The 25,983-nt window shown below is 34.0% G+C and carries 23 protein-coding genes and 2 pseudogenes; 7 read left to right on the forward strand and 18 right to left on the reverse strand.

Annotated elements, in window-relative coordinates; genetic code table 11:
- Positions 1-100: 100 nt before the first annotated feature.
- Entirely contained in the window at positions 101-742 is a 642-nt protein-coding gene (locus tag VF726_RS17755; RefSeq protein WP_440170677.1) for a hypothetical protein, read from the reverse strand.
- Between the two features lie 279 nt (positions 743-1,021).
- Between VF726_RS17755 and VF726_RS17760 the strand changes: the two genes are divergently transcribed.
- Entirely contained in the window at positions 1,022-2,053 is a 1,032-nt protein-coding gene (locus tag VF726_RS17760; RefSeq protein ID WP_440170679.1) for a S66 family peptidase, read from the forward strand.
- 75 nt (positions 2,054-2,128) lie between these two features.
- Positions 2,129-2,539, forward strand: a complete 411-nt coding sequence (locus tag VF726_RS17765; RefSeq protein WP_440170682.1) for a DUF3224 domain-containing protein — start codon at positions 2,129-2,131, stop codon at positions 2,537-2,539.
- Between the two features lie 186 nt (positions 2,540-2,725).
- Here VF726_RS17765 and VF726_RS17770 read toward each other — a convergent pair whose 3' ends face one another.
- The 7 genes from VF726_RS17770 to VF726_RS17800 form a co-directional block, all read right to left on the reverse strand.
- Positions 2,726-3,103 carry an enoyl-CoA hydratase gene (locus VF726_RS17770; RefSeq protein WP_440170685.1) on the reverse strand — a complete coding sequence of 126 codons (378 nt, stop codon included), beginning with the start codon at positions 3,101-3,103 and terminating at the stop codon, positions 2,726-2,728.
- A gap of 85 nt (positions 3,104-3,188) precedes the next feature.
- Positions 3,189-4,436 carry a DUF1015 domain-containing protein gene (locus VF726_RS17775; protein ID WP_440170687.1) on the reverse strand — a complete coding sequence of 416 codons (1,248 nt, stop codon included), beginning with the start codon at positions 4,434-4,436 and terminating at the stop codon, positions 3,189-3,191.
- A 13-nt stretch (positions 4,437-4,449) separates the two neighbouring features.
- Positions 4,450-5,622, reverse strand: a complete 1,173-nt coding sequence (locus VF726_RS17780) for a 3-phosphoglycerate dehydrogenase family protein (RefSeq protein WP_440170689.1) — start codon at positions 5,620-5,622, stop codon at positions 4,450-4,452.
- 12 nt (positions 5,623-5,634) lie between these two features.
- Positions 5,635-6,717 carry a 3-phosphoserine/phosphohydroxythreonine transaminase gene (serC, locus tag VF726_RS17785; RefSeq protein WP_440170691.1) on the reverse strand — a complete coding sequence of 361 codons (1,083 nt, stop codon included), beginning with the start codon at positions 6,715-6,717 and terminating at the stop codon, positions 5,635-5,637.
- Positions 6,718-6,927: 210 nt separating this feature from the next.
- Positions 6,928-7,119: a DUF378 domain-containing protein gene (locus tag VF726_RS17790; RefSeq protein ID WP_098226768.1), complete on the reverse strand. Its 192-nt coding sequence runs from the start codon at positions 7,117-7,119 to the stop codon at positions 6,928-6,930.
- An 89-nt stretch (positions 7,120-7,208) separates the two neighbouring features.
- Positions 7,209-8,267: a glycoside hydrolase family 113 gene (locus VF726_RS17795; protein ID WP_440170694.1), complete on the reverse strand. Its 1,059-nt coding sequence runs from the start codon at positions 8,265-8,267 to the stop codon at positions 7,209-7,211.
- Between the two features lie 1,121 nt (positions 8,268-9,388).
- On the reverse strand, positions 9,389-10,288 hold the full coding sequence (locus VF726_RS17800) for a LysR family transcriptional regulator (protein WP_440170696.1): 900 nt from the start codon (positions 10,286-10,288) through the stop codon (positions 9,389-9,391).
- A gap of 121 nt (positions 10,289-10,409) precedes the next feature.
- Between VF726_RS17800 and VF726_RS17805 the strand changes: the two genes are divergently transcribed.
- Together VF726_RS17805 and VF726_RS17810 are read left to right on the forward strand one after the other, a co-directional pair.
- Positions 10,410-10,997, forward strand: coding sequence for a flavodoxin family protein (locus VF726_RS17805; RefSeq protein ID WP_440170699.1), 588 nt, complete (start codon positions 10,410-10,412; stop codon positions 10,995-10,997).
- Positions 10,998-11,011: 14 nt separating this feature from the next.
- Positions 11,012-11,941, forward strand: coding sequence for a DMT family transporter (locus VF726_RS17810; RefSeq protein ID WP_440170702.1), 930 nt, complete (start codon positions 11,012-11,014; stop codon positions 11,939-11,941).
- 1,269 nt (positions 11,942-13,210) lie between these two features.
- Here VF726_RS17810 and VF726_RS17815 read toward each other — a convergent pair.
- The 7 genes from VF726_RS17815 to VF726_RS17845 all read right to left on the reverse strand — a co-directional run bounded on the left by VF726_RS17815 (position 13,211) and on the right by VF726_RS17845 (position 19,904).
- Positions 13,211-14,239: a hypothetical protein gene (locus tag VF726_RS17815; RefSeq protein ID WP_440170704.1), complete on the reverse strand. Its 1,029-nt coding sequence runs from the start codon at positions 14,237-14,239 to the stop codon at positions 13,211-13,213.
- A 73-nt stretch (positions 14,240-14,312) separates the two neighbouring features.
- Positions 14,313-15,023 (reverse strand): YiiX/YebB-like N1pC/P60 family cysteine hydrolase, encoded by a 711-nt coding sequence (locus VF726_RS17820; protein WP_440170706.1) that lies wholly within the window; start codon positions 15,021-15,023, stop codon positions 14,313-14,315.
- Positions 15,024-15,401: 378 nt separating this feature from the next.
- Entirely contained in the window at positions 15,402-16,832 is a 1,431-nt protein-coding gene (locus tag VF726_RS17825; RefSeq protein ID WP_097980806.1) for an IS4 family transposase, read from the reverse strand.
- Between the two features lie 305 nt (positions 16,833-17,137).
- The gene (locus tag VF726_RS17830; RefSeq protein ID WP_016087254.1) at positions 17,138-17,413 is read right to left on the reverse strand and encodes a hypothetical protein; all 276 of its coding nucleotides are present in this window, start codon (positions 17,411-17,413) and stop codon (positions 17,138-17,140) included.
- A 147-nt stretch (positions 17,414-17,560) separates the two neighbouring features.
- Positions 17,561-18,091, reverse strand: a complete 531-nt coding sequence (locus VF726_RS17835; protein WP_440170711.1) for a hypothetical protein — start codon at positions 18,089-18,091, stop codon at positions 17,561-17,563.
- A 453-nt stretch (positions 18,092-18,544) separates the two neighbouring features.
- Positions 18,545-18,796, reverse strand: a complete 252-nt coding sequence (locus VF726_RS17840; protein ID WP_440170713.1) for a cupin domain-containing protein — start codon at positions 18,794-18,796, stop codon at positions 18,545-18,547.
- A 280-nt stretch (positions 18,797-19,076) separates the two neighbouring features.
- Complete coding sequence (locus tag VF726_RS17845) at positions 19,077-19,904, reverse strand: helix-turn-helix transcriptional regulator (protein ID WP_440170715.1); 828 nt, start codon at positions 19,902-19,904, stop codon at positions 19,077-19,079.
- 654 nt (positions 19,905-20,558) lie between these two features.
- Between VF726_RS17845 and VF726_RS17850 the strand changes: the two genes are divergently transcribed.
- Complete coding sequence (locus VF726_RS17850; protein WP_440170718.1) at positions 20,559-20,975, forward strand: VOC family protein; 417 nt, start codon at positions 20,559-20,561, stop codon at positions 20,973-20,975.
- A 22-nt stretch (positions 20,976-20,997) separates the two neighbouring features.
- On the opposite strand, the pseudogene VF726_RS17855 reads toward VF726_RS17850, so the two are convergent.
- The 3 genes and pseudogenes from VF726_RS17855 to VF726_RS17865 all read right to left on the reverse strand — a co-directional run.
- A pseudogene (locus VF726_RS17855) lies at positions 20,998-21,588 on the reverse strand (WXG100 family type VII secretion target); the annotation flags it as partial.
- Positions 21,589-22,271: 683 nt separating this feature from the next.
- Positions 22,272-22,486 (reverse strand): annotated as a pseudogene (locus tag VF726_RS17860) (small, acid-soluble spore protein, alpha/beta type).
- A 50-nt stretch (positions 22,487-22,536) separates the two neighbouring features.
- Complete coding sequence (locus tag VF726_RS17865; protein ID WP_440171413.1) at positions 22,537-23,415, reverse strand: CPBP family intramembrane glutamic endopeptidase; 879 nt, start codon at positions 23,413-23,415, stop codon at positions 22,537-22,539.
- 360 nt (positions 23,416-23,775) lie between these two features.
- Here VF726_RS17865 and VF726_RS17870 point away from each other — a divergent pair, with 360 nt between their 5' ends.
- Positions 23,776-25,113, forward strand: coding sequence for an erythromycin esterase family protein (locus VF726_RS17870; protein ID WP_440170720.1), 1,338 nt, complete (start codon positions 23,776-23,778; stop codon positions 25,111-25,113).
- 201 nt (positions 25,114-25,314) lie between these two features.
- Positions 25,315-25,893 carry a sensor domain-containing protein gene (locus VF726_RS17875; protein ID WP_440170722.1) on the forward strand — a complete coding sequence of 193 codons (579 nt, stop codon included), beginning with the start codon at positions 25,315-25,317 and terminating at the stop codon, positions 25,891-25,893.
- Positions 25,894-25,983: the final 90 nt, after the last annotated feature.

Below are 25,983 nucleotides of genomic sequence, written 5' to 3' on the forward strand. Positions count from 1 at the left end.
TTCTCAAAAAATACAAAGCAAAAAAGTATCCAGCAAATGATTATACACATCACCATTTGCTGGATACTACATGATACTTTTGTTAATTACTGAATTCTAATTAAGACCAAATCCAAACATCATCATTATTTTCAACGTTGTTCTTAAAATCATGAACTTTTTCAATATTGTCTGTTGTGTTCCAATTAATAGAACTTCCGCCCCAGCCTACATACTTCATATCAATTTTCACTTTCTCACCCGTATTAAATACTTGTCCCTTTGTTAAGAAAACATCAATAATAACTTTCTTCCCGTTTAGCGATGGATACTCCACTACGACATATTTAGTAGCACCGTCTCCCTCATCTTCCATCGTTGCTACTTTTGATACTTCCCCAATCACATAATCAGGCGAACCATCTTCTTTCATGTGCATACCTAACTTGTTTGTTGTATTTTCAACTGCAGTTGCAATCATATATTCCGTAAAATTACGCATCATAGATCCAGTAGCTTTTACTTCATCTCCTACTTTCACATTTGAAAGTGAATCAATATACACACTAACAGGTTCCTCATATTGCTTAGATTTAACAACAATTACACCGTTATCTACTTCTACTACTCGTCCTTCTAACGTCGAGAAATTCGATTCAATAGAAGCTGCACTCGCTTTTGTTACTTCTAGTCCTGGTAAATTTGTTCCTGATAATGCTGCGATTCCTAAAGCACCTGCTAATATTAATTTTTTCATACCCATTATGAAACATCTCCATTCATGATGATTTTATTTTTTTGATTGGATACGACCAACCTGTAACTATTATAGTTACAGGTTATAGAAAATAGCAACCCCCTTTCTTATGCAATGTTGCATACTGTAACTTTTAAATATACTCAATACTAAACTAAGACTGAATTCTTGAATACCAGCAGGTAAACGGATTGATGATGAAGAAACTAATGTCATGCATCATATTTTTCAGCGCTACGGTTTGTATAATCGTAGTTCATTACATTTTGTAGGGGCGGAATTCATATGTTAAGAAAACCAAAAAGGTTACAACGAGGAGATATTGTAGCGACAGTAAGTCCTTCATGGGGAGGCGCAGGTGATTCTGAAATAAGATGGCGATATGAACAAGGAGTAAAGAGATTAGAAGAAGTTTTCGGTCTTACGGTTATACCAATGCCAAATAGTTTAAAAGGTAGCGAATTCATTTATGACAATCCAGAGGCTCGTGCGGAAGATTTAATGACAGCATTTAAAGATACGCGCGTGAAAGCAATTATTGCGAATATCGGCGGTGAAGATAGTATTCGCTTACTTCCCTATATAGATTTTAATGTGATACGTGAAAACCCGAAAATTTTCATGGGATACTCTGACGTTACTATTTCACATTTATTTTGTCATAAAGCAGGTCTTTCCTCTTTATACGGTCCAGCAATTTTGACCGACTTTGCCGAAAATGTAGAAATGGATCCATATACAATTGAAATGGTAAATCGAACTCTTTTTTCAAATGAAACGATTGGCGAAATTCAACCAGCTCATGAATGGACGAGTGAGCGTTTAGAATGGATAGAGATAAATAAGGATACAAGACGTACGATGCAACAAAACAAAGGATATGAGCTACTTCAAGGCTCTACCACTGTACATGGTCGTTTAATTGGTGGTTGTATAGAAGTACTTGAATTTGCAAAAGGAACGGAACTTTGGCCTGAGAAAAACTATTGGGAAAATAGTATCCTTTTCTTTGAAACATCTGAAGATCATCCTGAACCAAGCTATATAAAATATTGGTTGCGAAATTATGCAGCGCAAGGCATTCTTCAAAAAGCAAAAGGTATCATCTTCGGTAAACCGAAAGATGAACAATATTATGAAGAATATAAACATGAAATACTGCAAGTTATGAAGGAACATCATCTAGAAGATTTGCCGATTCTTTATAATTTAAATTTCGGCCATACTGAACCGAAGTTTATTTTACCTTACGGCGCGTTGGCAGAAATTGATTGTGAAAATGTATCTTTTTCTATTTTAGAGAGTGGCGTGGAATGAATAAAAACACTCCTATGAGATATGTCTGTGAATTGGTACTTTTTAAAAGTATATAATTGGAGGGAGGTTACGTGTATGGAAGTAACATTTACAGTAAGTAAGTGGGATGAAAAACCAATCGATGATAATAAAAAAGATTTCCCTATTAATATTGCTCATGTCGAATATGATATTGATGGGAAATTAAAAGGAAAGGCTTTTGTTGAATACTTATTATATTATTTAGACTCAAATATAAATGATGGTCACTTAGCTACTGCTAAAATTTCTGGATTTTTACACTTTGAAGGGATTTATAAGGGGCAACAAGGGACATTTACAGCTATAGAGCAAGGAATATTTGATAAAGGAAATTTAGATTCCCCAGGAACAATTATTAAAGCTACTGGTAACTTAAAAAACCTGAGAGGATCCTATAATTATCAGTTTACAGGTCAAACTAGTAAACTAATTTTAGAGTTTGAATTTCAGCAAAATACCTTATAATTTAGTGGAAAGGACATTTCTTGTAATACTAGGAATGTCCTTTTTGTTGACGAGCTTATTCAAGTTAAAAATGAACAGAGTATATTATCAGTATTCAGCAATGCATAAAATTTTCCTCATGGGGGAATTAAAAATCTACGCCCTAGAGATATCATGCCCCCACCTATTCATTTCTTTTCTTACTAATTAAAGAATAATCCCCGAAAAACTCCCCTTCATTACTTCCTTTTCAAGTTGATTCCTACAAATAAACATCGCAATAATCTTCGTGCGATGTTTTTCATCTGGTTCAAATTGCTCAATGGTTACGTCACAACGGATCGTATCACCGCTAAAAACGGGACGTAAAAATTCAAAATCCATTTTGCGAGCTAGTACGTTATAATCACCACCAATTTTTGTAGGTAGCGTTGATGTTAGAAGTCCTTGTACAACAAATCTCCCCTGCTCATCTGGTGTAACATGATGAACGCCCTCATCTTTAGATACTTCGGTAAATAACGCAACATCCTCTTTCGTAAACGTTCGTTCAAAGGTGATTTTTTCGCCTACTTGTAATTTCATCTATACCCCTCCTCAAAAACACTTTAAAAAAAGAAAAACCGAAATTAAATATCATTTCGGTTTTTCAATCTAAAGAAGTCTATATTTACTTTAATGAATGTACAAACAACCCACTGCGCAGCTTCGGTTCAAACCACGTTGATTTCGGCGGCATAACTTCCCCAGCGTCTGCGATTGCTAATAAATCTTCCATTGACGTTGGATATAATGAGAACGCTGCTTTATATGCACCGCTGTTCACAATACGCTCTAGTTCTTCTAACCCGCGTATTCCGCCTACAAAATCGACGCGTGAATCAGATCGCGGATCATGTATTTCAAGTACTTGGCTTAATAGATGGTCTTGCAGAATAGACACATCTAAACCTTTCACAAGATCGTTCGCATCAAACGTTTCCTCTTTCACAGTGAGCTTATACCATTTCTCGTTTATATACATACCAAATGTTTTCGGCTCATTCGGTTTATACGGAGAAATATTTGCTTCTTCTACATAAAAATATTGCGTGATTTGCTTTAAAAACTGTTCTTCTGATAATCCGTTTAAGTCTTTCACAACTCGGTTATAATCCCAAATGGATAATTCATCGTGAGGGAATAACACTGATAGGAAGAAATTAAATTCTTCTTCTCCTGTGTAATTCGGATATTGTTCTCTTCGCATAAGTCCTACTTTTGCAGCTGATGCGGAGCGGTGATGTCCATCTGCAATGTACAAGTTCGGAATGTCTTCAAATGCGTTTACTAAAGTCGTAATTACTTCTTCATCTGCAATCTTCCATGCAACATGCCTAACGCCGGCTTCTGCTGTAAATGTATAGATTGGCGCATGTTCTTCCTTCCAGCTGCTAATTAAGCGTTTCACTTCATCTTTTGTACGGTACGTTAAAAAGATAGGACCCGTATTTGCGTCGCACACATCTACATGACGAATACGATCTAGTTCTTTTTCATGACGCGTTCTTTCATGTTTTTTAATTGTGTCATCTTCATACTCATCAATAGATGTACAAACGACAAGGCCTGATTGGGTTCTTCCTTGCATCGTCAATTCATAAATGTATAAAGCTGGCTCTTCATCTTGAATGAACACTTCTTCTCGTATAAAACGATTTAAATTTTCACCTGCTTTTTCATATACGCGATCATCGTACGGTGAAAGTGCTGGATCTAAATCAATTTCTGCTTTATCAACGTGTAAGAAAGAATACGGATTTCCTTTCACAGCTTCTCTTGCCTCTTCACTATTTAATACGTCATACGGTAAAGCTGCAACTTCCGCTGCTTTTTCTTCTACTGGACGAATGGCCCGAAACGGTCGGATTTTTGCCAATTTCCTCTCTCCTTTACACAATCATTCGAACGGCTACAACACCTGTAATTTTGCTTATATTTTCCACTATATTCTCTTTTATTATATCATCAATTCCGTTATCAATATCAATCATTGTGTACGCCCAAGAATGTTTACTACGATTAATCATATCGGCAATATTAATATGATGTTCTGCTAAACATCCTGTAATTTGACCTACCATGTTCGGAACGTTTTGATGCATGATTGTAATACGTTTCTTTCCGATATACGGAAGTTCGACGTTTGGATAGTTTACTGAATTACGAATATTTCCTGTCTCTAAATATTCTCGTAATTGGCGCGCTGCCATTACTGCACAATTTTCTTCTGATTCAGATGTAGATGCACCAAGGTGAGGCGTCGCTGTTACATTTTTCATCTTTATCACATTTTCATTCGGGAAGTCTGTTACGTAATGCGCAATAACCTCTTCTTCTAACGCTTTTTGAAGAACCTTTTCATCTACAAGTTCTCCTCTAGAGAAATTGAATAAGCGCATGCCTTTTTTCATCTTCTCTACAGCATGTTCACCAATAATCCCCTTCGTTTGATTCGTAAGAGGAATATGCAGTGTAATATAATCACACGTTGCAAAGATTTCATCTAAACTAAATGCTCTTTGCACATGTGTAGAAAGGCGCCATGCAGTTTCAACTGAAATGTAAGGGTCATATCCGACGACGTCCATTCCTAAAGCTAACGCATCGTTTGCCACTAAAGCACCAATTGCGCCAAGTCCGATAACCCCTAGACGCTTCCCTGCAATTTCTGCCCCAACGAATTGTTTCTTTCCAGATTCAACAAGCTGCGGTACTTCTTCACCTTCTAAATTTTTCGTCCAGCTCACTCCGTTAATAATGTTACGTGAAGACATAATAAGGCTGGCGATAATAAGTTCCTTTACTGCATTGGCATTCGCTCCTGGTGTATTAAATACTACAATCCCTTTTTCTGTACATCGCTCGACAGGAATATTATTTACACCAGCCCCCGCTCTTGCAATCGCCTTTAAATCTTTTGAAAAATCTTCTTGATGTAAAGAATAGCTGCGAAGTAAAATACCATCTGGATGGTCCATTCTATCCCCTACTTCATAGCAATCTCCGCTAAGTACTTGCAAACCTTTTTCCGCAATTTGATTTAACGTTTGAACACGAAACATATCCCCATCTCCCTATCTATTCTCAAGCTCAAATTCCTTCATATAATTTACTAATTTCTGTACGCCGTGTACTGGCATCGCATTATAAATACTAGCGCGCATACCACCGACTGAGCGATGTCCTTTTAACGTAACAAGGCCGCGTTCTTTCGCTTTTTGTAAAAACTCATTGTTCAGCTCTTCTGACGGTGTTGTAAACGGAATGTTCATAAGTGATCGATACGTAGGATCAACTGGTGAAGTAAACAATTTTGATTCATCTAAGAAATTGTAAAGAAGTGAAGATTTCATTCTATTCTGTTCTTCAATCGCAGATACCCCGCCCTGCTCTTTCAACCACTCTAGTACAAGTTTCGTTACGTAAATACTAAAGGACGGCGGTGTATTATATAAGGAGTTATTTTTGCTGTAAGTTTCATAGTTTAGCATCGTAGGACAAGAGCGGTCTGCTCCCCCAATTAAATCTCTTTTTATAATAGCAATTGTTAAGCCCGCTGGCCCTAAATTCTTTTGCGCTCCCGCATATATAAGACCAAACTTCGAAACATCGTATTGTTCTGATAAAATATTTGAGGACATATCCGCAACGAGCGGTACTTTATCTAAATGTGGAATGTCCACATATTTCGTCCCCTCAATTGTATTGTTCGTTGTAATATGTACATAATCTAGTTTTTCATCATTTGGTAAACCATCCAGTTTAGGAATTGCAGTAAACTTCGCTTGTTCAGAAGAAGCAAGCACTTGTACTTCTCCTACTTTTTCAGCTTCTTGCAGTGCCTTTTTAGACCATGAGCCAGTCAATACGTACCCTGCTTTTTTATACGTATTCATTAAGTTTAACGGTATCATAGAAAATTGTAATGACGCACCGCCTTGTAAAAACAATACCTCATACTCATCAGGAATGTTCATTAATTCACGAATTAGGTTACTCGCTTCATCTATAATACTTTGAAAATAAGAAGATCGATGACTCATTTCCATAATAGACATGCCTGTCCCGTTATAATTTACAAGCTCCATTTGCACTTTCTCTAAAACTGGCAAAGGGAGTATTGATGGTCCAGCTGAAAAATTATACACTCTCTCCATCACCCTGAAAACCTCCCTATTTCTCATTTTTATTAATTTTTAAACTTTCTGAATTATAACCTAAAATATAATACGTGGTCAATTTGTTTTCTATTATTACGGCGTAAGACGCAATGGAATCGCTTGCATGTGCAAACTATTTTTTTATAAACATACAAAAAGTGTTAAGTACATAATCGTACTTAACACTCTAGTAATAAAGTATAATTGCTAATTGTCCGTGAAGAACCGATCAAAAATTTGATAAATAGCAGAAAGACCAAAGAGCCAATAAATAGTGTCCACAAGCGCCGGCATTGAACCAAACCATTTCTCAACTACATTGTAATCTAACGCTACAAATAACCAATTCAAACCGCCAAGAATCACCAAAACTACTGTAAGGTAAGACAAAAATTTCATTATGATTGCCCCCTAGGTGATAAGATGGTGAAAGGCCTTTCACTAGAAATATATGTGGTAAAATTCAAAACTTACCTATTTAATAAAAATTATTTTCGGTACCAACCGTTAATAACTGCCTCTGCTTCTTTACTATGAATTTGATACGCATGTGTACTATTATTAGAACCAATAAACCAAACTGAGAATCCTTTAAAGTATGGCTTCGATTCCAAAACATTTCGATAAGCACGCCACCCGTTTAATTGTATATCTCTTGAAAACACATTTGAAACATCTGGATTCCACGGATTTTGTAGTCCTAGTTCACGCGCCGGAACGTTAAATCCACCAAAATAAACGGGCTTTCCTGTTGCTTTATGTAATTGTTCCAGTTGCTGCACAATATTTTGCCCACGATTATATACCGTAGTCGCAAATAAATTTTGTCTTACTTCTTCATACGATGGATTTCTTTTTCCTGAAACCTCAAACCAACTATCGATACTTACAATATCCACCTTTTTTAAATACGGACGATTGATTTTCGCTTTAAACTTCGCTTCATACGAAAGATCCCAACTTGCTGTTAACCACCAATTCATTTGATACAAAACATTTCCTTTATACTGCTTACTAACGAAATCAATCGTATCGCTCCAGTATCCTTCTGCATATTCCATATTCACAAAATTAGAGGCAATCTTAAGTCCGTACACATTGTATTTACTTGTGATCGAATTAAAGATGTCTTGCAAAACAACCGTTTTCCAATTCCAGAAGAAATCATTAATATTACTTGGATTCCACTCCGTTTCTCCAACATTTCCTTGCTGAATATACGGGAACGGTTCCACTATAACTTGAATATTACGCTTTAATAATTCTTGAATTAAAATAATAGCCTGTTTCTTTTGTGCCTGGTTAATTACCATATTAGTAGAAGTGACATTCGGAATGTCGACTTGAATCGGTACATTTACTGTATTTAAATTTAAACGTTTCACATCAGCTAACACCTTCGATACATTTCCAACTTCCCACACCGTTACGTTTCCTGATTTTATTTTTCCTGGTTGAACAGCTGCCTGTACATTTCCTTGGAAACAAAAAGAAAACAACATAATAAACACTCCTAAAAAACTTACTAAACTCTTGTTTTTCTTCACAACTTTCCTCCTCTTATTTTTGGCATACTTGCTTATTTTATACAACGTTTCACATATATTCCATACAAAAAAGAGTGGAATTTTCATCCATAAAAATGCTATTCATCCTTTATTCATCGCTTATTCATACTAACCGCCTAAAAATAGTAAGTTAAATAAAAAAGGAGCGTATTTCCGCCCCCTTTTTTACCTTTTCACAATTGAAGTTATTGAACTTTTTCTCATAGCCCAACCACATCTATCTTTTCGTATAAATAAATTTTTATACTCATAAATGTATCAAAAAAATTTTATCTATATTCGCTTTTGTTTGTATTACATTTACATCATTATATATCTTTTCAGTTAAGAATTTCTTTGTTCTCCTTTCAAAAATTACACCATCATACAAATAAATTCTTAACTGTGTACAAAGTAATAATTACTTCATGAATATTATACCTATAATTAATTCTTTTAGTTAAATAATAAAGAAGGGAGAGAGATACGTATATTATCCAAGTGTTCATTAAATCGGGATTTAACGAACACTTGGATGGTGAGAGTTAACCCCTTCCCCCATCTTGTACAGATGTACAAAGACGTGAAACTCTAAACTATTTAGAAAAGAAACTCTGAACTTTCACTTTTAGATATTGGCTGGGATAAAAACGTATCGACAAAATTTATGGTAATGTCTATTTATCAAAGATTGTTCATGAGATTTTAGTTTAGACTTTTATGTTTTTCTACAGGTGTAGAAAAACATAAAACTGGGTAATTTTTTATAAAGGTATTGCATTGGTTATATATCTATGTACATTTTTAGCATGATTTTCAGTAGCAAATCTATTAATTAAAAGAGAACTTTATTTCTGTACAGTTGCGTATAACGGTAATTTCTAAAATAAAAAAATGACGTAAGGAATGATTAAAGAAGTTTATGATAAAATTAGATAGAGTTTGTAAAAAGTGTATTTAAACTAAGCCCCCGATAATTGAATAAGATAGAATAAAACTCTAAGGCATGGGATAGCCTTAGAGTTTTATTATTTTTGATGCTTCTTTTTTCCATTAAGTGATTATTCTGCTTAAAATGAAAAAATTGCTAGGTTTAACAAACTCTTAGCGATTTTTTATGTTTAAATCTTGTGTCTGTTAAAAGTTCTTTGAGTTAATTCAATAAAATCTTCCAATGGAGGAGTCATCCATTTATCCTTATGCCAAGCGATATGTGTGAAAATAGGAGGAATATTATTATCCCATTTTAATTCCACCATTCTCCCCATTTTAATATCTTTTTCAACAACCATTGTAGGTAATGCAGCAATTCCTAATCCTGCAATCACACATTGTTTTATGGCTTCGATACTACCAAATTCAAACTTATTTACTGGGTAGACTTTTGCTAAGTGACAAGACTTTTCTAAAAGAGTACGGTAGGAGCAACCACTTTCGGTTAATAGCAATGTTTCATGCTCAATATCTTTAAGATAAACCTCTGACTTCGAAGCTAATGGATGGTTTGGAGCAGCCACCATCTTGATATCTTCTTGTATCAAAGGTTTTATCGTTAAAGCTTCTTCAGGTTTCGTTATATCCATAATGAAGGCAATATCAAGCATACCATTCATTAGTTGCTTTCTAGCCAACTCGTCAGAATGAGCTGGTTTAAATATTAACTTTACATTAGGGTATCGATCTTTAAATTCTTTTAATATGGTAGGTAACCTATAAGTACATTGACTTTCTTGTGCTCCGATGATAAGGGTGCCAGAAGGTTCTTTATTTCCACTGATGGCCATTTTTGCTTCTTCATTTATTTTAATGATTTTTTCCGCATATATTTTAAATTCTTTTCCTGCCTCGGTTAATGTTAGGCGTTTACCTAAGCGTTCAAATAAAGGTTTTTCTAGCTCTTCTTCTAATGCTTTAATTTGGGCTGTCACACTAGATTGAGCAAAGTTTAATATACTAGCTGTTTTGGTAAAATTAAGAGTTTCGGTAGCAGTCTTAAAAGTGATGAGTTGTTTAATATCCATATTCGTCTCCCTCCTAAATCGAAAATATCGATTGAACTAAACGAAATAATCTATTTTACTGATTTATATATGTAGTTTAGGCTATAAATTATAAACAGTCAAAAAAAGGAGTGGAATAATTATGAGTATTGCAGTTATTTACGGAGGTACTCGCCCAAATGGAAATACAGAGACGTTAACTAAACGTTCTATTAAGGATCTCGAAGTAGATTCCATTTACTTAAGGGATTACAATATTAAACCAATAGATGATATGCGCCACACTGAAGACGGCTTTCAGGATGTTGATGATGATTATAACTCCCTAATATATCGAATGGTGCACCACGATATTCTCATATTTTCGACACCGATTTATTGGTACAGTATGACAGGAACAATGAAGAACTTTATTGATCGATGGTCCCAAACGATGAGCGAGCCTCAATATAAAGACTTTCGAAAAATCATGTCTAAGAAAAAGGCCTATGTAGTTGCAGTTGGGGGAGATTCTCCTTTTATAAAAGGATTACCATTAATTCAGCAATTCAACTACATCTTTGACTTTGTTGGTCTACCTTTTGAAGGATATATTATTGGGAAAGGAAATAAACCTGGAGATATATACAAAGACCAGGAAGCTTTTTATGCAGCTGATCAATTACATAAAACATTAAACTTCTTATCGCCTTCCTCTTATACAAAAAAAGAAGCAAAAAGAGAAGTGTGAAAGGAGAGTAAAAAGTGCTAAAGACACAAATGAAATTCAACGTTTATTATATAGCTTATCTAACACTCGGGGTTATTTGGGGCACTAATTTTCTTTTTATGAAATGGGCCGCCGTTCATATTGATCCTTTACAAATTGTGTTTCTAAGAGTTTTAGCCGGTTTTATTCCTGTATTTCTTTATGCACTTATTAAACGTCAAATAAAGTTAAGTCATATAAAATATATACACCACTTTCTAATTATGTCTATCCTCGCAACTATCATTTACTATTATTGTTTTGCGAAAGGTACAGCATTGTTGAATTCTGGAGTAGCTGGGGCTTTAAGTGGGTCCATACCGATTTTTTCTACAATCATGACCTTCTTTGTTTTAAAAGAAGAAAAGGTAACTGTTAAAAGAGTAGTCGGAGTTATTGTAGGATTAATTGGTGTGTTACTTATTGCGAGACCATGGGCAAACGGAGATACAGCTCTTGACGTTAAAGGTGTCATATATATGTTAATAGGGTCTCTCAGTGTTGGTGCCTCTTTTGTATATGCAAAAAAATATTTAACAAAAATCAATATTTCTCCCGCAGCTTTAACGAGTTACCAGGTAGCCATTGCAATCATTATACTTGGTCTCTTTGGAGATTTACAAGGTATAGAGAATATTCAATCAGACTCAGTTGCGTTGATTGGTGTATTAGTGGGACTAGGAGTTCTAGGAACAGGGCTAGCTTACATTCTTTATTATGTTCTCGTCAATAATTTAGGGGCAATAATAGCCTCCACAGTAACCTATATACCACCTGTAATATCCTTATTAATCGGCGCACTGTTAGCAAACGAAAACATTTTGATGAGTGATTGGAGTGCCATGATCATCATTTCATTTGGAGTATATATAATGAACAAAAAGGAAGGATTTGATAGTGATTTGCTCCATAATCGGGAGCATTAGTTCAATTATCTATTGGCAGTAATTATTATCTTGACCTTCCAAAATAGGACGCTTTAACGGAGCAACGAAAAAAGCCTAATTTCTCAATATAAATGTTGAGAAATTAGGCTTTTTAATACGGGAATTTCCTTAACGTTGTAAATCCGCATTTTCCTGACGCTACCCCATCGCCATCAAGCTAAAAGTACGAATTTCCCCAAAACAATAAATACGAGAAAAATACACAAAATTTTCGTTCTGGGGGTGGTATGAGATTTTAACTTGATGGGCATTTGGTTCTACCCCTATGAATATGATAATTGTAAAAAATATGAGAGTACTACCAACAAATTAACGTTATTTTAAATCCTTAATAGAAAACCTTTGTATATTAAGGGTTTATTCATTATTTACAGAGTTAAGATAAATTCTGTAAACATAAGTGAAAGCTCCGCTCGTAGAAATCAGATTTTTCAAAAATAAAACATAAAAAATGTATTTTTGTGGTAATATGATAAAAGAAACATAACTTGTTTATAAAGGAGAATTTCATGAAAAGTAAATTACTTTTATGGATTATAAGTATTCCACTTTTTTTTATGTTTTTTTTGTATCCATTGTTTATTACAAATAAAATTGTTTACGCATCACAATCTGATTGTAAACCTTTATTTATTTTTACACCTCAAAATGTACAATATTGTAGTGATATATATTTTATTGATATTATATTAATTATGTTAAAAGAACATCCAATTTCATATATTGGTTTATTTTTAGGTTTATATATAATTGGTTTTATGTTTTACCTATTATTCGTAAATTTTAAACGTTTTATGAAAAATTCAATTTAACTATACATATGTAATGTATGTTGAATCTTTAGTCAAGTATAGGGGTATGTGTAGCAATGGAACAAAATCACGCAACAAGAATTAGCGGACATTAGAAATGATACAACAGTCATTTTTTATCTCACATCAATGAACAGTATGACTCCCACCTCAAAATTCGGCAAATACGAGGAAGTTAGGTGGGCGATTGACTGCCCGTAAAAGCCTGATTAGTTCAAATAATAACCAGTGTAATGTCCGATAAGTATCATTAGCGGACATCATACTACTCAAATTAGGGCTTCCATGTCCGCTTATACTTAACGTAAGTTTTTGTTCCGTTGCTACACATACCCCAGTATACATAAGAAATGAAGTTTGTATGTATACGTTTTAGAATTGACTGATTTATTATATTACTTTAAATCATATTTAATTATATAAAATATGATCATTTTTATTTGCCGATAATAACAAAATCTTGAACTCTACTTTCGCTTTTTGGAATTTTTATTTCTTCAATTTTTTTTAACGTTTTTATATCAAAAACCCCTAAAATACCTCCATATTTATTGTTATCCTCAATTTGAGATAAAATATATATCTTATCATTTAAGAATTCAGATTTCATATAAGGAAATTTCAAGTTTGTATTTTTTTCCCATTCAAAAGAATCATTTAAAATAGCAATATGTGCGTTCATTTTTTCATCCATATATGTTATATATAGTTTCTCATTTCCGTCAACATATAATTTATCGGCTATTCCATCATTAAAAGAATAGTCTTTGTATTGAATATCCCAAGTTTCTTTATTAATAATTGTTAATTTATTTTCTGTTGATAGTATAATTTTGTCTTTAAAGAATGCATAGTTTTCAGGGTGATTATCAATTTCTAATGATTTGAATTTTTCCCCGTTATCTCTTTTTATAATATGTAGGAAAGATTTATTTTCATAAGCATCATTATGACAAATATATATATAATTATTATCTAAAAATGCAAATGCTAAATATGGAGTAAAGTTCATGCTATATTCTTTATTATATTTATTATCTTTTACTTTTAAAATATTATTATTAAGATCTTGATTGTAAGATTCTATAGATATTTCATCATCTTTTATATAAAAAGTGTAGGGATCTTTTAATTGTTTTTTTTCTAATTTCATATCATCTTTGTTAAGTGAATAGAAATATGGTTCATGCTTAGAGAACATATGTAAATTTTTTTTTGTATCAATATCTAATTCTGTAATATCATTTATTTTATATGTATATTTTTTAAATGTTTTTAAATCGTTTGTTTTTAATATGAATGTTTCAGGTTTAAAAGCATGTGAATAAACAAAAGCAAGTTCTTTATCTTGTACGAATTCTTTATTAACCTTTTTTACATCTGATTTTTCACATGCATTTATTAAACACATATTAAACGAAAGAAAAATTATAGTTGTTATCTTCTTTAATCTATTTTTTTTCATTTTCCGCCTCTTATTCTTTTATTTAATAAATAAAACTTTAAGAGTAGAAATTAGATTCTACTCTTAGGGAAATTTAATAAGTAATTGTGTATGATGAATTATCTATATCAGCTGGAGTTACTATTCCACCACCATTAGAATCTAAATCATACCCTTGAGATTTCCATGCTTGCCAAACTAGAGAAGAACAATAGAATTGGTATGGATTGTCTTTTCTAGTTAAGACACTGTATTTGCTACCTTTTTTAGAATATGCATAATTCTGAGCTGCTCTGTATTGATTATTGCTTGCCCCTTTAATATATTGTTTTTTCTTACTATTGAAGCGTGTACCAAAATCATTATCATGAACTCTAACTCCACGATCAGGCCATGCTTCCATATAGTAATTGTTATCTTCTAAAACAATTGCTGCATGTCCATGATTCCATCCAGCTGTTTTATTGTCATAAGAGATTAAAATATCTCCTTTAGTTCCCATTTTTCCTGAACTTGCTGCAAATTTTTGTTTTTGTTTTTCTTTTATAATAGCTTGATATTTCTCTGGATTATTACTTTTTAGTTCTTCTAATTCTTTATTGAGTTCCTCTTGATTAATTTTATTTACTTTTTGAGCTGCTGTTTTAGTATCAATTTCCGCCTGTTGTAATTCTTTTTTTAATTCTGGTGAATATTGCGATATTTGCTCGTTTAAATTTGTAGGTTCTTCAGATGCAAATGCACTTCCTACTGGAAAAACTAGTGATCCAGCTAATGCTAAAGATAATGCTTTTTTACTTAACATTAAAACCACACTCCTATTTCCTTTATTTGTTATTACATACTAAAAATACTTTATTTTCTTAATTTTGTAAATAGCTTTTTTATAATAAAAATATAAACTAATATTCAAAAGCTTACTTTCGATAAAAGTAAACAAGGATCTTATGTTCATAGGATTCTTTTTTTAGTTTCTGACAATATTGTATTAGTTGAATGTAGTGGTTGATTTAGTAAGGGATTGAATATGTGAACCATTAGTTTACATGTATTAGGGGTAGAACCACATGCTCATCAAGCTAATCAAGTAAATTACTAGATATGAAACGATCCTTGTTTCAAAACTAGCAATTGATAGAAAAGTAGGCATGCTAAAGAAGCCTATTAAAACGTGATTTTTTCGCTAGGCAGATTGTCTATGCTTCACCGTCGTTTTATACACAATCCCTAGAATATCAAAGACGGTCATCTTCTTATACCTATGACATTTACGACCGTTCTTTTTGAGCAGCAGATAAAGACGATGCAGAATTTTTAAAATTTCTTCTGTGCCAACGGCTATCGCTTGAAACAGTAACGGAAAGTAATCTTTAATCATATAAATCGCTTTGTATTCACTCAGCTCCTGCTTTGTCTTTTCAAGCAGAAACTGGCGCATTTGAAACATCGTAGAAGAACAGAGGAGAATGCCGATGAGTTGTCCATATAAATGGCACTCTAGGCGTTCTCTTTTTATATTTTTACATTCATCAATTTCAAAAAATGACTTCCACGTTTTAAACAAAATTTCAATCTGCCAACGAAGTGAATACAATGAGTGCACGTAGTTCGTTGGTACTCCTTCTAGAGACGTGTTCGTGATATATACATTCATACCCATTAAACGTTTACTTTTCTCCTTCATGACGATGCCTTTTTTCTTTTCACGTATCGCTTGGTTTTTCAGGCGTGTTTGCGTTTGATCATCGGTTAAACGATGGAAAATGACACGTGCTGGAAGCTTCTGATTTTGGCCAATGTATGCCTCGGGGATTTCTATCGTTTCGCCAGGGATTAGACCCGACATCATTTGTGCCATATCAAGCTGGATGTATTCTGTTTGCTTTTTTAACGTGCCGTTGTTGAAGTATTCTGGCTCAGGGTTCTTGATATAAATGCGTGTATTCAGCTTCAACCGCGAGATATAGTAAGCCTCTTTATCATGAATAGTTTGTAAGTCTCCTAAATCGAAGTAACCAAGATCACGTAAACACAAATCACCCGCCTCTACGGTTTCAAGGCAGATGGTACCGTATGTTTTATCATTATTCTTTCCTGGTCCAAGCTGCACGTTAAGAAATTGACCACTAAGTAAATCATATTCCAATTGGATTTTTACGCCTGCCGTATTACTACTCCCGCCTGAACCTTGATAGTTAGTGGCGAAATGATCAGGCAGTTGAAACACTGTCGCATCTAAAATACGGATACGATTGAAAGTAGAGATCATGTGTGCAGAAAGCGAGTGATTTGAACAGAGTTTTTGTGTGAGAAGAGAAGTAAAGACTTCTCGAAGAAATGCGACAGCTGCTGGATTAAAGCGTTGATTCAATCCTTCTGAGCTCATCAGTACCCCAGTTGAGGCTTCTAACTGACTGCACAATTGTGTAAGCGATGTGCTAGCGATTTCTTGACTGAGCCATACGCAAAGGGCAATGAGTTCGTTTGCTTGATACTTACTAGATCGCTGTACAAAACCAACTTGTTTGGCGATATCTTGTAGGACTATTGGAGATAAAAAGTATTGTAGCTCTTGTGCGAAAAGATTCAGTTCATTGGAAATGATAGGATTCATCAAAAACGCCATCCTTTCTGTATATTTCTACAAAAAGAATAGCGTTTTTTTGATTATATGGATACAAATTTATCTTAGCTTGATAGCGATGGGGCGGTACCCCTAATACCCCAGAAGGAAAAGAAGAGTTTGAATCCTTTAAGGTACAGGGCGTTCCATATATCATTGTAAAAGATCATGAAAATAACACTCAAAAATCAATTCTTGGATTCAGCACTCAATCATTAGAAGAGGCTATTTTATAATAATCATCCAACACCATGAAAAAGAAACGAACAAAAATGTTCGTTTCTTTTTCATGGTGTTTAATGCTCAAGAAAACTTATAACCGCATAAATATATAGAACGACTAGAGCAAAGGCACATATTCCCATAATGATAATCGCTAGTGCGCTTTTCTCTTGTCTAAACCCTATAATTCCAAGAATAAATGCACTCAACATTGTTACCTTAAGCATTGTAGAAAGATTGGGAATTGAATATCCACTCAACCAGGTAGAGAAACTTACAATTACGGAAAAAGAGAACAAAGTTAGAACAATAGATAATATATTAATGTGCTTCCCATACTTCAGTTGCATTTCGCTACCTCCTTTTCTTTTCATTAGTGAATAATAGGTAGGTGACCGTATTTTTATTTTATTCTAAACTTTCTTAAAAATCTATAATAAAAAGAAGAGGTTGTCTCAAAAGTCGCTGAATAGTTACTTTTAGGCAACCTCTTTTCTTTATTTTTTACTTTCCTCTAGTTTAGAGATACTTGCTTCTTTTTCAGGTAACGTATCAACAAAATCCTTTTGAGATTTTAATAGGTCAGATTGTTGTATCCAAGCCATAAGATCATCTAAAGATTTACGGGCTTCTTTTACATCGCCAGTAATATCATTCATGTTCAACTTATTAAATGTAGCTAAAAATTCTTGTTGAATCTCACCTTGCAATGCATTTGCCTGCTTTGTTAATTCTTTATTTTCATCACATTTTGCCTTTTGAACATTATTCATAGCTTTCCCGATTTCATGCTTATCAAAAGCATCTTGCGCTTTCTTTAAATTTTCGGTTTGTTCTAACTTACTTTTAATCTTCTTATCATCCTTCAACTTCAAAGCCTCTTGATAATTCTTTATAGCTTCGCTATATTTTTTATTCTTAATGTTCTTATCAGCTTTTGATGTATAATCTTCAAAGGAATTACTACTACAAGCTGCCAGTAGCAAGATGAATGCTAGAATCAACCCATAAAACTTAACATTTTTCATAGAAACTATGCCTCCTCTTCTATATGCATACACTTATAATATTAAAATTTCTGTAAAAATAGAAAGGGATACATATGTTATCAATTTGATAAATATTCTATTCGAGGCATTATGTATCATTTATTATCTTTTTCGGTAGACTGAATATATTCAAAGAAATCCGGTGGTTCTTTCATTGCTTCTTTTTTTTATTTTTTCAAGTTCTTCACGTTCACGCGGAGACAATCTTTCTAGTAGGGGTACCCCCCATCACCATCAAGCTAAGAAATGCAAATACCTCAAAACGAAAAAATGAGCAATTTGTTACAAGTTAGTACAAAATTCCGTTCTGGGGGTACTATAAAATTTTAGCTTGATGGGTATGTGACGCTCCCCCTAATAGAGCATTTAAATCCTAACTTCTCAATTGTATCTACACTTTCTTATCTGCCAACGAAACATTTGATACAATTATCAATCCATTTCCCTTTTAGGCTCTACCAACATGATGTGGGATTCCTTTTCAGTGAAAGGTTTATGCTCAACGCCTCTCGGGACAATAAACATCTCGCCCTTAGAAATTTTCACTTGTCCATCACGAAAATCGATGAACATCTCCCCTTCAAGCACGATAAATAGCTTATCCGTATTAGGATGCTCATGCCATATAAAATCTCCATTAGCTTTAAAAAGCTGAATTTGATCATCATTCAGTTCACCAATCACTCGTGGATACCAATAATCGTTAATTTTAGATAACTCGTCATTTAGTTTAATAGGTTCGTAATGGATAATAATCCCTCCTCATTTTTAACTTCCACTATATTACAGTAATCTAAGTAAAAAGTCGTCATTACGCTTAAAAAGAAAATGCTCAGGCCAGAACTTTTCATTCAGATCGTACAAAGGATTAATTTCGATGAAAGTTCTTTCAATCTAATATTTCCTTTAGCTCTCCATAAGTATAGAACAGTGATTTTCAAATAAGAATGGACCCCTGTTGACGTTAGTATGGATTATTGATGAACTTCTCGCGATATTTAGTAGGCGAAATACCAACTCGCTTCTTGAAAACTCTACTAAAATAAAAAGGGTCTGCGATTCCAACAGCCTGCGCAATTTGTTGTACAGGCACACCACTTGTACATAACATTTTTTGAGCCATCTTTATACGATAGTTCAATAAATATTCTGCTGGTCCCATACCTGCATGCTTTCTAAACACGTAAGAAAGACGATTTCGATTAACATTATTTTGTTCTGCAAGCGCGTTTATTGTAATATCTTTATAATAGTATTTATGAACGTAACTAGATATTCGTTCGAATAAAATATGCGACTCATAGTTGTTTTCTCTATTGACAACACTTAATAAAGCTTCATTCAACGCTTCGCGAAACAGCATTTCGGTCTGAAACATTGAAATGCCTCCACGCTGATTATACACATCCCAAAGACGCATAAGTAATTCGACAAGACGAGGAGATTGTCCTGTTAATAATTCAAAATGCTGATGAGTAAAGCCAGAGTCTTCTCGTTCTGAATTGCTTATCCGATATAAAACAAGAATATATTCCCAGTTTATTTCACCAAGCATTTTATGGGCTAATGTCATTTTTGCCCCCCCATGTATAACTTTTCCTGGGGAAAGGGTATACGGCGTACCATTAAATTGAAATTGCGTCTTCCCTGTAAGTGGAAATACAAATCCTGGGAAAGCATCTGTAGACTCAGCACAAGGCACACCTGTATTTTTAGCATAACGATATACTCCTTCTACTCGGAAAGGATTATTGGAAAGATACTCTGCTAACTCATTCACGTCGAACTTCACAATGCACGCCTCATTTCAATAATAGTTTTCTTATAATTCGCGAGATTAATTGGTGTACATTCTGGGCAACGCTAAACTAAAAATAGTACATATGACTTAACAAGACCTGGTTACTAACCTATAAATATATTGTTTTTCATTTATTTAGTCTACTGTTAAGCAGCTTTATTGAAAGTCAGAAATTTAACCTTTTTATATTTTTCATATTTTCAACTTCCATTCTCGATTGAAAATATACTTGTTCGAGGATAAAAGCCCGCCTAAAATTAGGAGGACTTTTATCTTTCATATAAGTGAATCCGATTTTATGATTTTAAAAATGAATGTCATCTGTTATACCCCTATAATGCTAACTGTTCAGAGCATGCTCTGACATTATTAGTATTATTATACTCATGTATATAATGGATATCAATATTATAGTAATAGGTAGATTCCCTCTGCTGTTAAGTAATAATACAATTGTTTAATTAAAAATAAAATTGTTACATTTACAATAAAGGTATTTAAAAATTCCAGTGATTTTATTCGGTTAAAGGTACATTTTCTTGAATAATAGAAAGGAATATTCATAAGTAAATCGAAGTTAATTCAGAAGCTGTTATCTAGTATAGCATCGGGACGTACTACTCAACATTAAGGAGGAAATCGATTATGAGTGACACACAGATATTACGAGGATTAACTACAGTCAGTTTTTGGACAGATGATCTAGCAGCGGCAAAGAAGTGGTACGCCGAGCTGTTGGGCATCGAACCTTACTTCGAACGTCCAGGATATATCGAGTTTCGTCTTGGCGATTACCAGCACGAGCTGGGGCTGATTGATAGCCGCTATGCGCCCAATGGTTCAGCGACCGGACCGGCCGGTGCTGTAGTGTACTGGCACGTCGATAATGTAACAGCAACTTTCAAATATCTGCTATCTATGGGAGCGAAAGAATACGAGGCACCCACAGAGCGCGGCGAGGGGTTTATTACTGCTTCCGTGGTCGATCCCTTTGGGAACATCTTAGGGATTATGTACAATCAGCATTATTTAGAGGTTCTGGGTTCGACTAGAAAAACGTAATTTTACAGTTCACCAAGGCTTGGTAAGCTGCATAATGTTCTCTGCTTTCCAGATCTCCATTCCAAAAATTATTCATAAATGTATCTGATAGAGTGTTCCATGCAGGAGGAATAGTCTCACTATAGTTTACAATCATATCTGGCATATTTAACCAAGTTTCTTTATCTCCTAAAGTCACGAATCCTTCCATGCATCTACAACACCATCTATAAATCCAGCAGAAATAACAGTCGACGCAGCATTTAAATCCTTTTTATTAAAAAATGACTCTTCTGAGTTTGAAGGGAGCTTTCCACACGTGGCTCCTTCTTGAATATCAAAGTCAACTAAATTACCAGCATACAATTCATCCGCATCTCGGAATTTAACGGCTGCACGTTCTAATTCTACTGCGATTTTATCTAATTCTTACAAAATGTTAAACATCTTTGGCTTTGCTTCATTAAACATCTGATAGAAACGATCACTGCTTGCTCCGCTCCACTGAGAAGCTATATATTCAATTTGAAAGTATAAATCTTTATGTATATATTCTATATGATGATCTCGTATTTCTTACGGTTTTAACAGCTTGTTCTAATTGTTCCGGTGTTACCTTTATTTGTGTGCTCATTCCATCCCTTCTTTGCATATATATTATGAAAATTATAACATATCATTATTTCATTAATGGTTATCATTTGAAAATATCCGTTCTTAAAAGTAAAAGTATATCCCATCATAAAAACAGCTCCAATTCCTCATTAGAAAAATGAACTGACTTCGTAAATAACCCACAACTTTAAAAATAACCCCGGTTGTCATAAAAGACATCACGTTTTTATACTGATAGTATTATAAAATAAGCGGTTTATTAATTTTGCAATGAAATTGATTTTATAGGCCCCTCTCTTTGTCAATAATTTATCTATTCAATACAATTGTATATTTAAATATTTAATTAATAAGAACAACAAATTTCCGAAAAATATATTTCTTTCATTAATAATATAATTTTTGGTATTCGATTGATGGTCGTAAGAAAAACATAATAGGATAACGCCACATGCTCGTCAAGCGAAGTTAAAATTATATCCTCAAAATAAAAAAATGCTATACTTATCGTAAAAATCTTCAACTGGAGTACTGATGAAATCAGAAGGATTGAATCCATGCTTTAATTCAGCATCCGTTGTATTTCTTCCCGAAGTCCTTACTCCTCTTTTTACACAAAAACAGACTGTGGAGAAGATTTTCTCCACAGTCTGAAAAGAATCCATTTAAATATATATAGATTCTTTTATTTATCACCTTAACTTACTGTAACCTATATTGTCCTGTTAACTGTTCTTCGGCCATTCGAACTAAGGCGTTTTGTTATTTCTCCACCGACAGAACCATTTGCACGTGCTGATGTATCCAGTCCTAATGTGACTCCTAATTCACGAGCAATCACGTACTTCATCTGCTCAATAGTTCTCAGCAGAAATAAGAATCTCATTTGTATTACTTTCATGTCTTTGAGCATCCATAATTGTGCCTCGTCATATTTCACTAATTGAATTTAAAACACATCCGTATGCTATTTAGTAAGATTTACTATTCGAGACGTAATTATTGCAGTAATTAAGATAATACTAGCGGTTATCAAGCCAGATTCTCCAATCCAAATCTCAGTTTGATATCCTGTACTTGCACGTGCGAAAGGTCCTTGTATAATGGCATTCCAAGTGGTATGGATGATAACCGAAGGCCAAACGCTACCTGTGATAAGTCGTAAATAAGCTGTAATATAACTGAAGGGCACAATACAAAAATAGATGCCAAGTACGGAAAGTAGGATAGATGATCCCTCTACATATAGACCAGCAATAACAATTGGAACATGCCACGTTGCCCAAATCAATCCACTAATAAGGATAGGCCGTGAAAACTCTGCATCAACTAACCTTGTGAGCATATAACCTCGCCAACCTATTTCTTCTCCTAAAACTGGGATTAAGTTAAGCAAACTTCCTAAAATGCCGCTCAATATTACTAGATAAATGAAACTGAATGGCGCCGGTATATACTGAAGTCCAAGTATATTGTAGATCGGTTCTAACATACCACCTTCGGGATGCTGAAACCCCGCAATGCCGCTCAACCAGGCGATACAGTAAGTAATTCCACAAATAACCATAGGTATTAGCAGAGCAAAACCAATCCCCTTCCATACCTTAAAGTTACCGAGACTAAAAGATACATCTTTAAACCCTTCTTTCAGTATTATGCGAGTCAAAATAGAAGAAAATGCTGGGGTAAACATATATACCACAATAAGCGGAATACTTTTCGTAATTATTACTACTACATTTAAGATAATAGAAGTAATGATCAAGATACTCAGAAAGAGTTGAAGTCCTTTTTTAGCACGTTGGATTTTATCTTTATTGTGAAACGATTTTGCGTGTAATATCATTGTCATCCGCCCTTCCCCTTTCATTCACTTGTTTATCGAATTTACTTCTTCTCATTTCAACAGACACAATTTAGAATAAAAATATTTTGACATACAGATTCATTCATATTTAAAATCCCTCCCAAATTTATAATCTAGTCTTACTTGCGACTCATCAATGTAATTATTATTTATAAGTTGTCATAGCCGATAGTACAAAAGTGTAATGATTAGTCTATGACCTGTGTCAATTAATCTTATGACAATATGTAACTAGAAAATATGATATGGGATAGATAACAATTGAATTAAGGCAATTGATACGTGCAAGTACATGAATCAATCTTGCTTTTAAAAATAATTCAATTGAGGTGGAAAAAAATGAATAAGAAAAGAATAATTGCAACGGTTAGTACAGCTTTATTAGTCACAGGATGTGGGGAAGTAGGAAACGCTCAAACGGTAGCAGTCGAAAATTCAGGTCAATCAATCCAAAAAAATATAGTTAAATCAATACAATCACAGGCTTATCCATTAAAAACGATAGAGCCGTCAAAATCATTTGAGGATTTAAAACCACTTAAGAAAATGATTGGGAGTGCACAATATGTAGGATTAGGAGAGAATACTCATGGAAGCTCTGAAATTTTCACTATGAAGTTTCGACTTGTGAAATATTTGGTTACTGAGATGGGTTTTACAAATTTCACAATGGAAGAAGATTGGGGAAACGGCTTAAAGCTAAATGAATATATCCAAACAGGAAAAGGAAACCCTAGGGATTTTTTAAACTTGTTATATCCTACTGATGAAATTATAGCCATGATTGAGTGGATGAAAGATTATAATGCTGATTCATCCAATACAAAAAAGATCCAATTTATTGGGCTCGACTTAAAAACGTTGGACCAAGGTAGCTTTAATAAAGTAATTGATTATGTAAGGGTGCATCGACCAGATTTGCTGGCAGAAGTAGAAGAAAATTATAAAGAATTATCGTCTTTTACTGGAAGTGTACAGGAATATATGGAACTTACTCCTGAATTGAAAGAGCAGTTCAAAGCAAACGCTGAGAGAGTAGCCCGATTACTAAAAGATGAGAATATGCAAGCCAACACAGAAATAGTTTCACCTGAGTACATCTGGGTGAAAGCAACGGCAAGTGCAATAGAGAAATTTACCACAATGCTACTGCCTAACGACTATCCAAGTATGATAAAGCTACATGAGCAATACTTGGCCGATCATGCAATGTGGGCACAAGAGACATTTGGTGGTAAAACGATGGTTTGGGCACACAATATTCATATAGCTAAAGGCATTATCGATGAGGAATTATACCCTGATGTTGCGGGACAATTTTTGAAGGAACGTTTAGACAATAATTACGTCACAATTGGTAGTACAACTACGGAGGGGAATTTCACCTTATACAGCGAATATAATCCTTCCACCGGGGGTAAGATTACAACGGATACGATTCCACAAAATGTAAATAGTTTTAACTATACCCTCGGAAAAGTACCATATAACATGTTTTTATTGGATAACCGTCACCTTAAAGGACAAGCAGAGAAATGGGTTAAAGCAAAAAGACCATTACTAAGTTTAGGGGGACAAATTCTCCCGAACAGTTCGTTATACTTTGATACTTCATTGCTTGAGCAATTTGATATCATTTTTCACATTCGAAAAACAAGTCCATCTCATATTCAATAAAAGTACAAAACAATCCCTTCTTGCATCTGCCAGAAGGGATTGTTTTATGGAGATTAATATAAGCCTCTTTTTTAAACAGAAGTAGGTTACTCTCCCCTTTTTAGCATCATTTAGAACTGTCATATGACACTTTTACACTAGTGAGAATGACAAAAGACGCCGTACAATTCGGTTATTACATAGATAGGAGCGATGAACTTTATGAAATCAAGATTCATCCAGAATGGTTATTTTTTATTGCTAACTTTCGTTACAGGATTGTTTTATTTTTGTTTTTATCTAATAGCTCTGCTATTCAGCTTCACCCTTTCATTCACGGTAATTGGGATTCCACTAGTTATACGCGTACTACAGACTACTACACCTTTTATCCAATTCGAGCGCATACAGACGAAAATTTATACAGACATTTCAACAGACTCTTACGATAGAAGGATAACAATGGATGCATCGAACTGGGCTCAGATGAAATTAGTGCTTACAGATCGTCGCACTTGGTCTGCTGTCTATTGGTTAATGCAGAAATTTGCGATTGGCATTATTAGTCTCATTAGTGCAACCATTTTTTATGTAATGCCACTTATGTTGCTGTTGGCACCACTACTGTATCGCTACATCGAAATGAATATTATATTCATACAAATAGATACTTTTACCAAGTCACTCTTTGTAATGTTTATGGGTATAGTATTTACCGCCATAAGTATTAGAATAGTAGATGGTTTGACAAAGAAAATTGGAGGCTATACACGTAGTATGATTCGGCAACTAAATCAATAGAAATTTGCAGTCTGTGAGTAGTATCGCAGTTTTAAAATAAAAAGTATAATAAGGAAGCATTAAATTATAATATAGGAAGTAAAAAGGTAG

It is taken from the genome of Bacillus sp. Brlt_9, from assembly GCF_051948935.1.
In the GTDB taxonomy this organism is placed as follows: Bacteria; Bacillota; Bacilli; order Bacillales; family Bacillaceae_G; genus Bacillus_A.

Coding starts and splice junctions, on each gene's coding strand:
- VF726_RS17820 (WP_440170706.1), bottom strand. CDS start 15,023: ATGTTAAGTAAAAAAGCATTATCTTTAGCATTAGCTGGATCACTAGTT.
- VF726_RS17755 (WP_440170677.1), bottom strand. CDS start 742: ATGGGTATGAAAAAATTAATATTAGCAGGTGCTTTAGGAATCGCAGCA.
- serC (WP_440170691.1), bottom strand. CDS start 6,717: ATGGAGAGAGTGTATAATTTTTCAGCTGGACCATCAATACTCCCTTTG.
- VF726_RS17875 (WP_440170722.1), top strand. CDS start 25,315: ATGAAATCAAGATTCATCCAGAATGGTTATTTTTTATTGCTAACTTTC.
- VF726_RS17800 (WP_440170696.1), bottom strand. CDS start 10,288: ATGGATATTAAACAACTCATCACTTTTAAGACTGCTACCGAAACTCTT.
- VF726_RS17790 (WP_098226768.1), bottom strand. CDS start 7,119: ATGAAATTTTTGTCTTACCTTACAGTAGTTTTGGTGATTCTTGGCGGT.
- VF726_RS17825 (WP_097980806.1), bottom strand. CDS start 16,832: ATGAATCCTATCATTTCCAATGAACTGAATCTTTTCGCACAAGAGCTA.
- VF726_RS17805 (WP_440170699.1), top strand. CDS start 10,410: ATGAGTATTGCAGTTATTTACGGAGGTACTCGCCCAAATGGAAATACA.
- VF726_RS17815 (WP_440170704.1), bottom strand. CDS start 14,239: ATGAAAAAAAATAGATTAAAGAAGATAACAACTATAATTTTTCTTTCG.
- VF726_RS17830 (WP_016087254.1), bottom strand. CDS start 17,413: ATGCAACTGAAGTATGGGAAGCACATTAATATATTATCTATTGTTCTA.
- VF726_RS17870 (WP_440170720.1), top strand. CDS start 23,776: ATGAATAAGAAAAGAATAATTGCAACGGTTAGTACAGCTTTATTAGTC.
- VF726_RS17780 (WP_440170689.1), bottom strand. CDS start 5,622: ATGTTTCGTGTTCAAACGTTAAATCAAATTGCGGAAAAAGGTTTGCAA.
- VF726_RS17865 (WP_440171413.1), bottom strand. CDS start 23,415: ATGATATTACACGCAAAATCGTTTCACAATAAAGATAAAATCCAACGT.
- VF726_RS17770 (WP_440170685.1), bottom strand. CDS start 3,103: ATGAAATTACAAGTAGGCGAAAAAATCACCTTTGAACGAACGTTTACG.
- VF726_RS17765 (WP_440170682.1), top strand. CDS start 2,129: ATGGAAGTAACATTTACAGTAAGTAAGTGGGATGAAAAACCAATCGAT.
- VF726_RS17835 (WP_440170711.1), bottom strand. CDS start 18,091: ATGAAAAATGTTAAGTTTTATGGGTTGATTCTAGCATTCATCTTGCTA.
- VF726_RS17760 (WP_440170679.1), top strand. CDS start 1,022: ATGTTAAGAAAACCAAAAAGGTTACAACGAGGAGATATTGTAGCGACA.
- VF726_RS17850 (WP_440170718.1), top strand. CDS start 20,559: ATGAGTGACACACAGATATTACGAGGATTAACTACAGTCAGTTTTTGG.